Below are 10,931 nucleotides of genomic sequence, written 5' to 3'. Positions count from 1 at the left end.
TAGCACGTTTCTCATAAAAATAGAAACGATAAACTTTTAGTCTTCATTAAAATACCTAAAGCATTTATACTATTAAATCTTAAAAAATAGCAGGTCTTTAGGACTTTTTAAAAGACTATAAAAGTTCTTAAAAAAGTCCACAAAAAAAGCCCCCACAAAAGGGCAATCAATCGATGAGTTCAGCAGGCAAGAAACTAGCACGGTCAAACGTGCTTTTTTTATTGCTGGTTGCTGATAGGTATATTATAACACGATAAAGACGATAGGGCAAAATATCCTATCAAGATGATATGCACTTACTTATATACTTCCAGTTCTCCGTTCTGGTGGATTCTCGCAAAGTTTAAGACGGCTATCTGTTTATATCGGTGGTAGCTAGTGGAGCTAGTACCTGCCATCTCTACGCATTCACTCATTGTTTTCTTTCTCATATAGCAATAATGGATAATAAAGTATTTTCTGGCTCGTTTGTTCTCTATGCTGTTGATGTCGTGGGCGAATATCTCCAACCCCTCACGGATTGCCTTTTCATGCTTGCTAGTCAAATTCCACTGATCAGGTAAGACAAGCCTCCAAGCCTCTTCATCTATCGTAACTTGGTTTTCACTTCCTGCCATCCTCTGGAAACGTAGAAAGTAAGTCATCCGCTCTCTGACGTTCATCATCGTTTTAAACTTATCCAGCTCCATTAATTCGCTCCTTTGTGATATAATAATATTTGAGATTATAGCTGAGGCGGAGCGCCTTGGCTTTTTTTCGTATTCTAAGGCTATTCCTTTTGAATCTCATCTTCCCAGACGGATTCAACCATTGCGCTCATGGCCTCTATAAATTTATCATCCTTAACTGGAGTTTCTTGATGGATGTTACTCTTAATCACACTGATTTCTGCTCGCAACTTCTCGTCCAGCAACTCCAAATCACGAAAAGCGCTATTATTCATCCCATGCAAAGCAGAAAGAAAGGCATTGAAATTGCTAGGCTTCAATCCACTTTCGATAATTTCAGATTTAGCTTTATTTTTTAGCCATTCATACTCATTAAAAGCCTGCTCCCTTGACCACAAAGCACGGTTTGAAAACTCTTTTAATAACTCTCTGTACCTTGTATTAACCTTGTACTCTTTCAGCAACTTACTAGCCCTTGAATCTATCGTACTATCAGCCATCTTTTGGGCGTTGTAAGCCTCTTTATATGCTTTTCTTTGAGATAGTCCAGCCACTAGTCCTTGGACAAATTTTTCTTGTCTTTGCGTTAACTTATCTGTCACATTAGTTCACCTCCTTAAGCGACAAAAAGGGGAAAACTCCCCCTTGTCTTAAGCGTTATCTTGCTCTTTCTCAGCTTTTAATACTGATTCTTCCACGTTGTAGTCAATGATTGCACCAATAGCGTCCCCGTCTTCAATGTATTTGAAATTATAACGCTCATACTCTGGATGTGCTTGCTGGTGCTCCTCCATTAGTTTAAAGAGTTCTACAATCGTTGGTACTGGTTCAATTTTGTGTCTGATTTGTCTCTTCATCTTTTAAAAATGTCCCTTCACATCGTTGTAAGTATTTCCGAAAGCTCGCACATAAACATCTCTTAAGAATGGTTCAACTGGATGGACTGGTTCGTATCTAACCCTTCCATCGGCTGGAGAGATAATAGATCCCCCTGTACTGAAAGTAAACTCTCTCTTACCTTTCCCAACTTTGTAAGCCATAGCATGGTAAAGGGATTGAAGTTTATCAGAATCCGCTCTAAATTCGTCATCAATTTGGTCAATCTCTCGTAACAAATCCACGGCTTTATCATAAAGTGCCTTATGTTTTTTGTCAACCGTTGAATCTAGTTCATCGATTTTTGACTTAAAATCTTCAAGATTCATCAGTGTTTCATTGTGCAAGTCTTCCAGCTTTTGAGCGTTCTTTTTTAATTTACTTTCAGCAATCCATAAATTATCCTTGGCATTGCGTAGCTTGTCTTTATCTACTTCATCAACCGCCTCATCGTGTTCACGTTGGGCGGTCGCTTGGTCTTGGAGCAACTGTGTTTTTTCTCGTTCAGCCTCAGCAATCGCATTTTCGTTTTGCGTGATCAATGCGTTTACTTCCTTAGTGATTTTATCTAGTGCTTTATCCATTTTTTGGGCTAGTTCTTGGCGCTTTTGCGCTTGTTCAATGTTGTTTGTGTTTTGTGTTTCTGTCATCTTATTCTTTCCTTTTCTGTTGTTTTTATTAATTTTAGAGTGCCATATCCAATCCAGTAACGGGGTCTCTATTGTAGTTCATCTACTTACTTACTCTCTACTCTTCAACTTCTTCATCTATTGGATTTTCGCTATTCTTGAAAACCTCACAAATGCGTTTAAAGTTGATATCTAGATTGTTATCCTCCAAATACTCAGCGATAAGCGTTCCGTTTTCCTTATATCTTAGTTTAATAGCTGGCACTAGATAAGTACCTCTCATATATCCAAATAAAGCTAGCCCTGCTATTTGTGCGTCTTCTAGGTTTCCAAATTCATAAGTAAATGTATGTTTTGGTGCGGTTTCTGAAAATACTTTTAATGTCATGTTGTTTTTCCTCTTTCTGTTTTAAGGATGTCACTAGTAGTTACACCATTGCAAGGGGGTCGGTACTATCTACCCCATTTTGTTATCTGTATAATACCAATACGGTAGCCACTGAATTAAAAGGTTCACTAGATGGTGTACCAGAAAATTTAACGTCCAGCACTTCAACAGTCGCCATGAAGTCGTTGACCTCTTTCTCAAAGTCTTCTTTTTCCCATCGTCTAGTATATTCAAATAGTTTAACTTTCATGTTGTTGTCCTTTCTTTATTTTAAGGTAAATTATGTAAAATGCCTTGTTTTACCATTTTTATCTATGTTTTTTATACACTTATCGAAAATTTTAGACACTTTATTTTTGAAGTGTATAAAATTAAAAGCCTGTCATATCAAGGGTTTAAGTCCTGTTTTATACGCTTTATACACTTTATACACTAGTTTATATAATTTACGAGAAATGAGCGCTTAATACTGTAAAAGAAAAAATCTACCGTATAAAGTGTATAAGCGTCTAAAGTCCTTGGCGCTCTATGGGTTTCAGCTCCCACGCTTTTTTATCAAGTGTATAAAGTGTATAACTTATTTCCTTCTTTTTGCTTTTCCATTAAAGTACCCCCGTTCATTTTTAGCTTTTTTTCGTTGTTCAGGTTTTTCCCTGCCATTGAAATATGGATGTGAGTAAGGTGCTGAATCTTCGTGAGGATAGAAACCAACATGAAGCTGTCTCCCTGCTGGGATTGTTTTCTGTCCTACCGTTATCCAGCTTGGTAGATTGCTTTTAATTTCTCTATGCAACCCCATTTCTGTCTTGTGTAGCTTCACGCCATAATATTCTATGAATCCTTTCCAATTATGAAAAACAAAGTCATTAGGCAAAAACTCGCTTGATAGATCATCCGTAAAGAATGAAGATACAAAAGCAATAACTGGATTATTATCCTCGTGGTATTCTTGCAAAATCTCCTTTGATTTCTCTGGTGTGATGTCCTTTGTCGGTGTTTCAAGGGCTAGGCGTGTGAAATACTCTAATACTTCTTTCCTGTTGATGTAGTCGTCTTTGATTGCTTTGTTTGGCTTCCCTTTAAAGACTTTGGTAAATGGTAAAATCTTAAACCGCCTGTCAATCGCTGACCTGTCCCCGTTCATTCTTGGTAAGCCGTTGGACGACTGGATAATAGTCATGTTCAAGCGTAGACTATAGGGGCGTTTTCCTTTGTCCTCTATAGTCATGATGTCACCAGTCGCAAGACTAAACATGTTTGACGTATCTTTGATAACTGCATCCTTTTGTACATCGTCCCCAATAACTAAACTCTTACCTAACAGAATGGAGGTAGAAAAACGGCTTTTGTCAAACTCAGTCATCTTGAGACTTGCGACGTTCTCCATGCCTACCAAGTTAATAAGTAACTGCTGGAATGTTCCCTTACCAGTTCCACCCTCGCCATAAAGCCAAAAGATATTTTTAAGGGTTCTACCTGTGATACTTGCTTTAATAATCTGGATAGCTAGGTTATATGATTCTTGATCATTGTCAAATAATTCAGCAAGCCACTTGCTGGGCCTCCAGCCGTGTATAGTTGGCTCATAGGCTTCTGGGTCGTATCTTGTACGGATTTTTCTAGTTACAATAATGCTAGGTGTTAAAGGTTCAAATGTTTCCTTACTAGCGTTATATAGCTGGTTTCCGATAACCGTATAATCATTTTGAATAGACTTCAACGGGCTACGTCTAGCTATTTTGTAAATCGTATCAAAAGCTTGTTTTTCTGTCGTATCTGGTTGAATGGTTGAGATTAAATCTTGAAGTAACTCGTTATCTTCTATCCATATCCCCTTATCAGGATGATAGAAATATAAGGGCGCTTTCTGTCCCTGCGCTTCTGGTCTAATTCTCACAAATCGGATATACTTTCTTAGAAAGTCAGCAACCCCCAAAGACTTAGACGGTTTAGCTTCCCCTAAACTTTGGCATACGTTGAATAAAAAGCCTTGTATCCCTTTGAAGGTTGTCAGATAGCTTTCTGATTCTTCTATTGCCTTAGTGGGTTCATGCTGCTGGTTCTCTTCAATGATTTTATTTACAATGTCATTGCTATTCAAAAGCCACCTCCTTATAGAATGTTGTCGCTACTTCTAGGAAATAGCTTGCTAGGTCTTTGCGTTTAACAATTGCTGAAAACAAATCCACTAACTGATTAAAACTATAGCCATTCACAAACAGCAAGCGGACAAAAAGTGAAGTCTCATACCTGGTATAAATTCCGTTACAAATCAGGTCAAAAACCCAGCCTTTTAACTCCACTCCAAGCCCCTGCCGTTGCTCGGTCAATTTGTTTACCTCTAAATCTTTCAGGATCGTCAGCAAGTCAGGACTGGCCAAACCTATCTCTAAATCTCTGGTTAGTTCCCAGCCCTCTACTTCCTCACTTTCGTCTTTAACTACCACATACAAGCCTTTGTAGTGAAAAGCCGTCAGCGCCTCGCCTATTGGCTCAAAATAGATAAATTTATAGTGATTGCCATTCTTCCAAACTTGGGTTGGGCTAGACTTGAGAAAGGCAAACAAAGGTAATTTATCAGCGGATAGAATCAACTCCAGCACCCTCATTTATCCACCCCCAGAAACTTCCAGATGTCAGTCACTAAATAGTAAATCATTCTAGAACCATCGTCAGGCGGTTGATAGCGTCTTAAACCCTGCCTTTCCCACTTATTTAGCGTGCTGTCACTGATTTTCAACTCCTCTTTGAGTTCAACTCTATTTATTAACTTGGTCAGTCTCTGCGGTACTTTCTCATGCGCTTCAAGGTATTTTTTTACTACCTCCAGAATGCCATGAGTCAGGTCATGCTCACTTTCTCGACTTAGGCTAAACATATCCGCCCACCTCCTTCAAGGTTTCTTTGTAGCTTTCTAGATCGCTGTTCATCAACACCGCTAGGCGCTTTTCTTCTTCTCGTATCTGATTGTAAAATGTTTTTGCTCCGTCCAGTAGCTCCTCTTTGTTAGCAGGGATAAAATATCCTCTAAATGTCCCATGGCGAACCCCAACAATAGGAACACTATGGCGCGTGATTAGACGGCTGATAATATCTTGCACGGTTCTTTCTGCTAGCTTAGTGATCAGGCTGATTTCTGCTCCTGTTATGGAGTTCTCAGCCCCTACCTTGATTAGTCTTAATACTCGTTTGTCATTCTCTGATAGACTCATTCAGTTCCTCCTCTCCTTTGCTTTTATTCAAAAAGGTTATTTGTCCGCTCGCTACCCCTCGCAAAATATCTTTTTGAGTTTCTATGATTGTATCAAGGGTTTTCAAAATAGCTGTCTTAGTCTCTAAATCCAACGTTTGTTTTGTCAACAAGCCCATAGTTACAGCTAACTTTGTTGCATTGTCCATACACGTAGCTAGAAAAATATTTTTAGTAAAATAAGGTTCGTCTGGTATTTTTTCACTATCAAGGTATATCTTCACTGTGTAACTCATTTCATCCCTCCGTAAACTCTTACCCCTGCAAGCTGGATATAACGCCCATATTCAGGGTTTAAATCCTCGCTAGGTGTTTCTATCGTCTGTTGGTTTTCTCGCTCAAATTGGGCGCTTTTTTTGCGGTCTCGGTGGTTTAGATAAAGCAGTAAGCCAATCAATACCACGGTAACAAAAACTGCCTGTGTATTGGTCAAATCTAACTCATTCATGTTATGCCCTCGCTTGATAATTCTTGATATAGTCCACTTGTTCAGCTCGCTCCATCTTCAAAAATTCGTCCACCTCTTCGGGTGTTACCTTTCTATCTAAAAAATCAGTGATGAACTGAAAGACGCTGGGGCGTTCTGCCTTGATTTCAGCCATTACTTCATCAAATTCTGCTTGTGTCATGTTTTTTAGGTCTAGTGTCATTGCATCGCCTCCTAATCAATCATCATTCCACGAGTATATAGGGATGAGTCTGTCCATGAATCCAAAACGTTCTTTTTCCCTCGTTTTTTTCTTGCGATATCAACCGCTATAACTTCCCATACATAATTAAATACTTGGTCTGGAGTCATAGGGTAGTCATTCTCTTTAGTTATTTCAGCTAGGTAAGTATTTAAGAAAAGAAATCCATCAAAATTGGAAAGTAGCTTTATAAACTTAGTATCACCCCAATAATTTCTGTAATAAGACTCTTCTCGTTCTTCTAGTTCACCTATTACCTCAGCAATCACCCTCTGTTTCATCCTTTCCGTCTGTTCCTTAAGTGTTTCCTGTTGTTCATGGTATTCTGTGCTAGTTAGTTCATTATAAACATCGTCCAAGTCGTTCAATACCCTGCTGATTTCTCTTTTAGCTAATGCAGTTCCATCTCCTACAAGAATTTCTTGTATTTCTTCTAAATTTGTTGAAATAGCTTCTAATTGATCTGCTATCATATTTTCCTCCGTTGGCCTTTTTATTGCCTTTTACTATCCAGGATATCCTCACACTCAAAGTTTTGCGATGGCGAGTGTGGGGATTTTTAATGGTTGTTTCTTATACAGTTTTTCTTGCCTACAGCCTCACGCTCAGACTCAGCAAATTGAAAGCGTGAGAAAGTACCAGTTTAAAGAGTTGGCGCTCTATGATTTTCAAAACCTTTTCTAATTGCTTGCCTGCCATTAGTTGTTATTGATTGAATAGTTGATTTTTGTTATAATTGAGATATAGGAAAAATATCTATATTCTTGATCCAGTCGCTTGCTCTCCTCGACCAAAATTTGAGCAAGTGACTTTTTTTGTTGTCGTTTTTAATCTTCATGTCTAGGTTTTCTATAAATCAGTTGACGGCTTTCCACTAACTCAGCGATAAAAACTAGGTTATTGGCTGTATTTTCTATTAAGTCGTCAAGTACTGCTTTATTTTCAGGTAATGCCATAGCTTCCGCCATACTCACGGCTTCATCTAGCCATGTTTTAAATTCTTTAAAGTTCATTTCTTTGCCCAATGCTCTAGCGATACCGTGGTTAGTTGTTTGTGCTTGATATACTTGTGTGTTGTTCATTTTGTTTTTCTCCTTTATGTTCTAGGTCGGATATTTCTTCCGAGCAGGTCAATTCCCAGCGGTAAAGCACCACATGAGAAATCTGTATATGTAATATAGTATTGCGATTGGGTCGCTCCTTTCTATTTATCCAACCTTTAACAAGTCATCAATCGTAACTTCTAAAAAGTCAGCTACTTTCTGCAATGTCTCAAAAGTCGGATTTTTTGAACGCTCATAATACAATGCCGTCAAAGTGCTTTTTGATAGCCCTGTTTCTCTTGCAACATCTGCCACCTTCAAGCGTTTCTTTGCTAAAATAACACGCATATTATTTTTCAAATGTCTTACCTCCTTCTATTATCTTTAAAAGCTACCTCCAGCAGAATAGATTGAAAAGTGTTGCGCTGGAGGTTTTGTTCAGACATTTTTTGTCTGATTGATTTTTATTATACAGACACTTTTTGTCTTTGTCAAGGATATTTTTTATTTTATTGGACTTTTTTTGTCTGGTTTGAGAAAAAGAATGATATAATACATTTGAAAGGTGTTGATATAAATGAATAGATTAAAAGAGTTACGTAAAGAAAAAAAGCTATCTCAAAAGGAAATAGCAAAAGAGATGAGCATATCAGAAAAGACTCTATCACGCTGGGAAAACGAGGAAAGCCAAATTAAACCCGAAAAAGCCCAGCAACTTGCTGACTATTTCGGGGTAAGCGTTGGGTATCTGTTGGGGTATAGTGAGTATAGAGAATTAGAAAAAGCACTTGATAAAACAATTTTTTCAAACTATCCTGATGTTGAAACATTCCTCACTCAAGAGATAAAAGAGCTAATCGGAGAAAGAACAAAAGATTTTTATGAGTATATTGATAAACAATTTTATGAAAGCTATAAAAATACTGCCGTACCTCCCGAAATAGTTGTAAAGCACCGTGAAGACTTTTATAGCTCGTTTCTATTTCTCCCTGCTAGATTACAAAAATTTATAGCTTTATGGAGCATACTAACAGAAACTGAACAAGAAAATATAGGTAAAACTATTGAATTATTAGCTATGAGAGGAAAATAAGACTACCATCGGCAAAGTCGTGAGTATATACAGAGAGAATAAAAAAGGAGCAAAATCATGAAATTAAATACAAAATCAGCTTTTCGATTCAAAGATAATAACAAAAATAGAAAATATATCGTTATGCAAGTTAAGTTGCAAGAAGCAGTTTTTGGAACTGGTTCAGCTAGAACTACCATCACTGAATTAGAGGATGTTCTAAACGAACAAGTAGAAAAAGGGTATAAACTACATACAATGTCTACTAGTAAAGGTGGAAAAGGAATGTTAGGCGGTGATCATATTTTTGCTACGTTGGTATTCGAAAGAATAGACTAACTAACAAAAAAAGACAAGTCTGCTACTGCTGACTTGTCTGATAATACCTAACTGAAAATAAGCAAAAGGTTAGATATTTACAACATCATTATACCACTCTTGCATTTAAAAAGCGACTGACGGCATTTCTCACGCTCATCAGGCTATAACTCTCTAATACAGTATAATGCGGTATAATTTAGACGATTTTCAACACTTTGGCATTTTAGAAACGCTTAAAACGCTCTAAACAATATCAAAAAAATTAAAACTCTTGAAATATTGGGGCATGTATGTTAAAATTAACTTACATTGTGAGTAAAGTTACTGCATATGTAACTAAAAAAGCCCCACCGTTACAGCGATGGGGTTTTTTGCTACCCTCTTAAAGGGTCAACCATTACTTATTGCGCTTTTTTATCCATAGCTTGAAAAGCTCAGATAAAACGTTGATAAGCAACGGAGCTAGAAAAACTGTGAGTAAAGTTTCTAGCATATGTAACACCTCCCTTCATGAATTAAATTGAGGGGGCGAAAACATTATATCAAAAACACCCATCACAAACAAGCCCATATAAGCCCTATATCCGCCTTGTTTCCTACTCTGGTACAATTTACCGTCTGACTAATTAAAATCGAAAATAGGGGGGTTCTCGTACCCCCCCTCGCATGGTATAAACTCAAAATCTTTTCTAATTGCTTGCCTGCTGATGGAAAAGGAGTAAAACCATGAAAATAACAGAATACACCAAAAAAGACGGATCTACAGTCTATCGCTCCAGCGTCTATCTTGGCATCGATACCGTAACGGGTAAGAAAGTCAAGACGACTATATCAGGGCGAACCAAGAGAGAACTCAAAGCCAAAGCGCTACAGGCTCAAATAGACTTTGAAAAAAACGGCTCTACAGTATATAAGACGGTTGAGATAAAGACTTATTCCGAACTGGTGGAGAATTGGCTGGAAACGTACTGCCATACAGTCAAAAAGGCTACCCTTACAATAATCAAGAGTAGACTAAATAACTATCTACTTCCAGCCTTTGGAAACTACAAACTAGATAAGCTAACGCCCCCAGTTATTCAAAAGCAAGTCAATCAATGGGCAAAAGATTACAATCAACTAGGCAAAGGCTACCAAGAATATCCGCAACTTAACTCGCTAAATAAGCGAATACTTAAATATGCCGTATCGTTGCAAGTTATCTCCTTTAATCCTGCCCGTGATATTATCGTCCCACGTCGTAAGGCAAAAGAAGGGCAAAAACTCAAATATCTGGATGATGATAACTTGAAAAAATTCTTGACTTACCTGGAGCAGCTGCCAAACACTTACAAAAATTTCTACGATACGGTGCTTTATAAGACGCTTTTAGCTACTGGTTTGCGTATTCGTGAGTGTTTAGCCTTGAAATGGTCTGATATTGACTTACAAAACGGTACACTGGACGTAAACAAGACTCTAAACTGTGAAAAGGAAATCACCACTCCTAAGACTAAATCAAGTATTAGAGTAATTGACTTGGATACCAAAACGGTACTCATGCTACGGCTTTACAAAAATAGACAAGCGCAAGTGGGTAGAGAAATAGGCTTGACTTATGAGAAAGTATTCCCTAATTATTTCGATGAATATAGAGACGCTAGGACGCTTAGACATAGACTTGAGAAACATTTAAAACTTTCTGACTGCCCTCGTTTAACTTTCCACGCCTTCCGTCATACTCACGCTAGTATCTTACTCAATGCAGGACTGCCTTACAAAGAAATACAAACAAGGCTTGGTCATTCTCAAATTTCAATAACCATGGATACATATAGCCACTTGTCCAAAGACAACAAGAAAAACGCTACTTCATTTTATGAAAAAGCCATTGAAAAATTAAAAAGTTCCTAAAAAGTCCACAAAAAGCTTAAAAATCCATTAGCTCAATCGTGAAAAGTAGCTATATCAAGGGTTTTACACACCCTATTTTAAATTTAGCACGTTTCTCATAAA

The 10,931-nt window shown here is 37.7% G+C and carries 19 protein-coding genes; 3 read left to right on the top strand and 16 right to left on the bottom strand.

Features of this window, described 5'->3' with window-relative positions; genetic code table 11:
- Positions 1–296: 296 nt before the first annotated feature.
- The 16 genes from HT696_RS01960 to HT696_RS01885 all read right to left on the bottom strand — a co-directional run bounded on the left by HT696_RS01960 (position 297) and on the right by HT696_RS01885 (position 7,903).
- A complete protein-coding gene (locus HT696_RS01960) occupies positions 297–689 on the bottom strand; it encodes a transcriptional regulator (protein WP_049512991.1) in 393 nt (130 codons plus the stop codon).
- 80 nt (positions 690–769) lie between these two features.
- Positions 770–1,270 (bottom strand): terminase small subunit, encoded by a 501-nt coding sequence (locus tag HT696_RS01955; protein ID WP_045606888.1) that lies wholly within the window; start codon positions 1,268–1,270, stop codon positions 770–772.
- Between the two features lie 48 nt (positions 1,271–1,318).
- The gene (locus HT696_RS01950) at positions 1,319–1,525 is read right to left on the bottom strand and encodes a hypothetical protein (protein ID WP_045606889.1); all 207 of its coding nucleotides are present in this window, start codon (positions 1,523–1,525) and stop codon (positions 1,319–1,321) included.
- Between the two features lie 3 nt (positions 1,526–1,528).
- Positions 1,529–2,194, bottom strand: a complete 666-nt coding sequence (locus tag HT696_RS01945; protein WP_173283228.1) for a hypothetical protein — start codon at positions 2,192–2,194, stop codon at positions 1,529–1,531.
- 97 nt (positions 2,195–2,291) lie between these two features.
- Positions 2,292–2,561: a hypothetical protein gene (locus HT696_RS01940; protein WP_049512058.1), complete on the bottom strand. Its 270-nt coding sequence runs from the start codon at positions 2,559–2,561 to the stop codon at positions 2,292–2,294.
- An 82-nt stretch (positions 2,562–2,643) separates the two neighbouring features.
- Positions 2,644–2,811 (bottom strand): hypothetical protein, encoded by a 168-nt coding sequence (locus HT696_RS01935; RefSeq protein ID WP_080976790.1) that lies wholly within the window; start codon positions 2,809–2,811, stop codon positions 2,644–2,646.
- A 327-nt stretch (positions 2,812–3,138) separates the two neighbouring features.
- Positions 3,139–4,662: a DNA primase family protein gene (locus tag HT696_RS01930; RefSeq protein ID WP_053091579.1), complete on the bottom strand. Its 1,524-nt coding sequence runs from the start codon at positions 4,660–4,662 to the stop codon at positions 3,139–3,141.
- Positions 4,655–5,170 (bottom strand): hypothetical protein, encoded by a 516-nt coding sequence (locus HT696_RS01925; RefSeq protein ID WP_049512046.1) that lies wholly within the window; start codon positions 5,168–5,170, stop codon positions 4,655–4,657. The genes HT696_RS01930 and HT696_RS01925 overlap by 8 nt, the downstream gene beginning before the upstream one ends.
- Positions 5,167–5,439: a hypothetical protein gene (locus tag HT696_RS01920; protein ID WP_049512044.1), complete on the bottom strand. Its 273-nt coding sequence runs from the start codon at positions 5,437–5,439 to the stop codon at positions 5,167–5,169. Before HT696_RS01920 ends, HT696_RS01925 begins: the two co-directional genes overlap by 4 nt.
- Entirely contained in the window at positions 5,432–5,773 is a 342-nt protein-coding gene (locus HT696_RS01915) for a hypothetical protein (RefSeq protein WP_000058833.1), read from the bottom strand. The genes HT696_RS01920 and HT696_RS01915 overlap by 8 nt, the downstream gene beginning before the upstream one ends.
- Positions 5,754–6,047 carry a hypothetical protein gene (locus tag HT696_RS01910; RefSeq protein WP_049512041.1) on the bottom strand — a complete coding sequence of 98 codons (294 nt, stop codon included), beginning with the start codon at positions 6,045–6,047 and terminating at the stop codon, positions 5,754–5,756. The genes HT696_RS01915 and HT696_RS01910 overlap by 20 nt, the downstream gene beginning before the upstream one ends.
- Positions 6,044–6,259 carry a hypothetical protein gene (locus HT696_RS01905; RefSeq protein WP_049512040.1) on the bottom strand — a complete coding sequence of 72 codons (216 nt, stop codon included), beginning with the start codon at positions 6,257–6,259 and terminating at the stop codon, positions 6,044–6,046. Before HT696_RS01905 ends, HT696_RS01910 begins: the two co-directional genes overlap by 4 nt.
- 1 nt (position 6,260) lies before the next feature.
- The gene (locus HT696_RS01900) at positions 6,261–6,461 is read right to left on the bottom strand and encodes a hypothetical protein (RefSeq protein ID WP_049512038.1); all 201 of its coding nucleotides are present in this window, start codon (positions 6,459–6,461) and stop codon (positions 6,261–6,263) included.
- An 11-nt stretch (positions 6,462–6,472) separates the two neighbouring features.
- A complete protein-coding gene (locus tag HT696_RS01895) occupies positions 6,473–6,973 on the bottom strand; it encodes a hypothetical protein (RefSeq protein WP_049512036.1) in 501 nt (166 codons plus the stop codon).
- Between the two features lie 354 nt (positions 6,974–7,327).
- Positions 7,328–7,582, bottom strand: coding sequence for a hypothetical protein (locus tag HT696_RS01890; RefSeq protein ID WP_239667308.1), 255 nt, complete (start codon positions 7,580–7,582; stop codon positions 7,328–7,330).
- Positions 7,583–7,708: 126 nt separating this feature from the next.
- Positions 7,709–7,903: a helix-turn-helix transcriptional regulator gene (locus HT696_RS01885; protein WP_000794674.1), complete on the bottom strand. Its 195-nt coding sequence runs from the start codon at positions 7,901–7,903 to the stop codon at positions 7,709–7,711.
- A gap of 217 nt (positions 7,904–8,120) precedes the next feature.
- On the opposite strand from HT696_RS01885, the gene HT696_RS01880 reads away from it, so the two are divergent.
- The 3 genes from HT696_RS01880 to HT696_RS01870 all read left to right on the top strand — a co-directional run bounded on the left by HT696_RS01880 (position 8,121) and on the right by HT696_RS01870 (position 10,829).
- On the top strand, positions 8,121–8,636 hold the full coding sequence (locus HT696_RS01880; protein WP_173283226.1) for a helix-turn-helix transcriptional regulator: 516 nt from the start codon (positions 8,121–8,123) through the stop codon (positions 8,634–8,636).
- Positions 8,637–8,693: 57 nt separating this feature from the next.
- Positions 8,694–8,954 (top strand): hypothetical protein, encoded by a 261-nt coding sequence (locus tag HT696_RS01875; RefSeq protein WP_049512165.1) that lies wholly within the window; start codon positions 8,694–8,696, stop codon positions 8,952–8,954.
- Positions 8,955–9,662: 708 nt separating this feature from the next.
- Positions 9,663–10,829: a site-specific integrase gene (locus HT696_RS01870; protein ID WP_049512163.1), complete on the top strand. Its 1,167-nt coding sequence runs from the start codon at positions 9,663–9,665 to the stop codon at positions 10,827–10,829.
- Positions 10,830–10,931: the final 102 nt, after the last annotated feature.

Source organism: Streptococcus sp. 9903, from assembly GCF_013276625.1.
Classification (GTDB): Bacteria; Bacillota; Bacilli; order Lactobacillales; family Streptococcaceae; genus Streptococcus.
The sequence above is the reverse complement of the archived record's forward strand: the minus strand, read 5'-3'. Positions and strand labels throughout refer to the sequence as shown.

What these genes read in the sequence shown, in the direction of transcription:
- HT696_RS01960 (WP_049512991.1), bottom strand. Translation starts at nt 689, where the DNA reads ATGGAGCTGGATAAGTTTAAAACGATGATGAACGTCAGAGAGCGGATG.
- HT696_RS01950 (WP_045606889.1), bottom strand. Translation starts at nt 1,525, where the DNA reads ATGAAGAGACAAATCAGACACAAAATTGAACCAGTACCAACGATTGTA.
- HT696_RS01945 (WP_173283228.1), bottom strand. Translation starts at nt 2,194, where the DNA reads ATGACAGAAACACAAAACACAAACAACATTGAACAAGCGCAAAAGCGC.
- HT696_RS01940 (WP_049512058.1), bottom strand. Translation starts at nt 2,561, where the DNA reads ATGACATTAAAAGTATTTTCAGAAACCGCACCAAAACATACATTTACT.
- HT696_RS01935 (WP_080976790.1), bottom strand. Translation starts at nt 2,811, where the DNA reads ATGAAAGTTAAACTATTTGAATATACTAGACGATGGGAAAAAGAAGAC.
- HT696_RS01925 (WP_049512046.1), bottom strand. Translation starts at nt 5,170, where the DNA reads ATGAGGGTGCTGGAGTTGATTCTATCCGCTGATAAATTACCTTTGTTT.
- HT696_RS01920 (WP_049512044.1), bottom strand. Translation starts at nt 5,439, where the DNA reads ATGTTTAGCCTAAGTCGAGAAAGTGAGCATGACCTGACTCATGGCATT.
- HT696_RS01915 (WP_000058833.1), bottom strand. Translation starts at nt 5,773, where the DNA reads ATGAGTCTATCAGAGAATGACAAACGAGTATTAAGACTAATCAAGGTA.
- HT696_RS01910 (WP_049512041.1), bottom strand. Translation starts at nt 6,047, where the DNA reads ATGAGTTACACAGTGAAGATATACCTTGATAGTGAAAAAATACCAGAC.
- HT696_RS01905 (WP_049512040.1), bottom strand. Translation starts at nt 6,259, where the DNA reads ATGAATGAGTTAGATTTGACCAATACACAGGCAGTTTTTGTTACCGTG.
- HT696_RS01900 (WP_049512038.1), bottom strand. Translation starts at nt 6,461, where the DNA reads ATGACACTAGACCTAAAAAACATGACACAAGCAGAATTTGATGAAGTA.
- HT696_RS01895 (WP_049512036.1), bottom strand. Translation starts at nt 6,973, where the DNA reads ATGATAGCAGATCAATTAGAAGCTATTTCAACAAATTTAGAAGAAATA.
- HT696_RS01890 (WP_239667308.1), bottom strand. Translation starts at nt 7,582, where the DNA reads ATGAACAACACACAAGTATATCAAGCACAAACAACTAACCACGGTATC.
- HT696_RS01880 (WP_173283226.1), top strand. Translation starts at nt 8,121, where the DNA reads ATGAATAGATTAAAAGAGTTACGTAAAGAAAAAAAGCTATCTCAAAAG.
- HT696_RS01875 (WP_049512165.1), top strand. Translation starts at nt 8,694, where the DNA reads ATGAAATTAAATACAAAATCAGCTTTTCGATTCAAAGATAATAACAAA.
- HT696_RS01870 (WP_049512163.1), top strand. Translation starts at nt 9,663, where the DNA reads ATGAAAATAACAGAATACACCAAAAAAGACGGATCTACAGTCTATCGC.